The sequence below is a fragment of the Streptomyces sp. CO7 genome (assembly GCF_053474865.1).
Genome location: NZ_JBRIOU010000001.1, coordinates 206,764 through 208,807, shown reverse-complemented (window position 1 = coordinate 208,807; position 2,044 = coordinate 206,764). Strand labels below are relative to the sequence as shown.

At 74.8% G+C, this 2,044-nt stretch carries 2 protein-coding genes; one reads left to right on the top strand and one right to left on the bottom strand.

All coding sequences use genetic code 11. From position 1 onward, the window contains the following. The first annotated feature begins 141 nt into the window (after positions 1 to 141). Entirely contained in the window at positions 142 to 687 is a 546-nt protein-coding gene (locus ACOV8S_RS00965; protein WP_448315364.1) for a MerR family transcriptional regulator, read from the top strand. Positions 688 to 749: 62 nt separating this feature from the next. On the opposite strand, the gene ACOV8S_RS00960 is transcribed toward ACOV8S_RS00965, so the two are convergent. After that, the gene (locus ACOV8S_RS00960; RefSeq protein WP_448315362.1) at positions 750 to 1,610 is read right to left on the bottom strand and encodes a DUF1206 domain-containing protein; all 861 of its coding nucleotides are present in this window, start codon (positions 1,608 to 1,610) and stop codon (positions 750 to 752) included. Positions 1,611 to 2,044: the final 434 nt, after the last annotated feature.

Below are 2,044 nucleotides of genomic sequence, written 5' to 3'. Positions count from 1 at the left end.
CCACACGCCCATGTCTGTTCCCCGTCCTCTTCCGACGTCCACCGGCCGGCCGAGAACCGGCCGGTGACCCGACGCTAAAAGCTAGAGTCGGCTCGAGATCAAGGGCCTGGCCGGAGCGAGTGAGGGAACGGAGGGCCGCTCATGGACCTGAGCATCGGTGAAGTGGCACGACGCAGCGGACTGAGCGTCCACACGCTGCGGTTCTACGAACAGGAGGGCCTGTTCGCCAATCCGGTGCGCCGCCTGTCCAACGGCCGCCGGATCTACCACGAGGAAGACCTCGAGTGGCTGGCCGTCTGCACCAAACTGCGCTCGTCCGGCATGGCGCTGGCGCTGATCCGGCGGTACGTCGAGCTGGTCCGCCAGGGCCCGGGCAACGAGGCCGAACGGCTGGAACTGCTGTGCCGGCACGAGGACCGGGTCGAGGCGCAGATCGGCGAGCTGCGGGAGGCGCTGGGCGTCATGCGGTACAAGGTGCGGATCTACCGGGAGCACCTGGCCCGCGGCGAGGCCGACCGCCTCTGGAACCCGGCCCGGCCGGCGCACGAGGACGCCGCCCCGGCCGGCGACGGAGCGGCGGACAGGACGGCGGACAGGACGGCGGACAGGACGGCGGACAGGACGGCGGACAGGACGGGGGGCGAGGCGGGGGACATGGCGGTGCGGAACGGCGCGGCGACCGGATGAGCCGGTGACCGGTACCGGGGTGATCCGGGAGTCCGGGGCTCGGGAGCGCCGCGCCGTCGTCGTCAGGTCTTGCGGTAGCGCGCGCTGGCGAACGAGAAGCCGGCGAAGGCCACCAGTCCCACGGCGATCACGACCAGCAGCCACGGACCGGCCGAGGTCTGGGTGAAGGAACGCAGGGTGTCGTCGATGCCCTTCGCCTTGTCCGGGTCGAACCGGATCGCCGCGATCAGCGCGAACACCCCGATCGTGCCGAACAGGACGCCGCGCGCCACGCCGCCGCAGACGCCGAGGACGTCGACCGTCCGGCGGACCCGCGGGCCCATCTGCGCCGTCTTGAGGTGCTTGCGGAACTTCCGCCGCACCGCCCGGATGAGGATCCAGCCGCCGGCGACGATCACCCCGATCCCCACGGCGCCCACCAGCCAGCGACCCGCCGGCATCTCGAGCGCCTTGGCGGTGAAGTCCCGGGACTGCCGGTCGGAGGAGTTGCCGCCACCGCCACCGCCGCCGCCCCCGCCGCCCTGGTGCGCGGCGAAGGCCAGCACGGAGTAGGCCACGAAGCCGTAGAAGACGGCGCGGCAGGCGGAGAACAGACGCTTGCGCGCCTTGTGCCCGTCCGGCCCCGACGCGCCGAAGGCCGCCTCGGAGAGCCGCCACAGCGCCATCCCCGCGGTGGCGATGCCCAGCGCCCACAGCAGCACCGAGCCGAACGGCTTGTCGGCGATCTCGGCGAGCGCGCCGGAGCGGTCCGCCTGCTTGCCGCCGTCCTCGTGGAACGCCACGCGCAGCGCGATGAACCCGATGAGCAGGTAGAGCACGCCGCGCGCCGCGAAGCCGGCCCGGGCCGCACGGTCCATCGCGGAGCTGTTGGCGGCGCGCCGAGCGGTGCTCCGGGCGCGCCACGTCGTCGATATACCCGTCATGCCGCCCGCTTGCCCGCTGCTTCCCCCCGGAAACGGAGCGGTGCGGGCGCCCCGGACGCGGAGCGCCCGGAATCAGCCGCTCCGGCGAGCGGCCCGTGCCCAGGCGCGGCGAGCGGCCCGCGCCCGCACCCGGCGAGCGCCCGGGCCCGCCGACCCGGCCGCGTCAGCGGGGTTGGCGGGGTCGACCGCGGCAGCCGGGCGAGCCGGGCCCGCCGGGTGAGCCGGGCCCGCCGGGTCAGCTGGGTCAGCTGGGTCGGCCGCGTCAGCCGGGTCAGCCGGGTCGACCGCAGGAGCCGAGCCAACCGGGTCAGTTGCGTCGGCCGGGTCAGCCGGGCCCGCTGGGTCAGCTGGGTTGGCCGCGGCAGTTGGGTCAGCCGGGTCAGCCGGGTCAGCCGCGGCAGCCGGGCCCGCCGCGTCGGCCGCGTGCGCTGGGC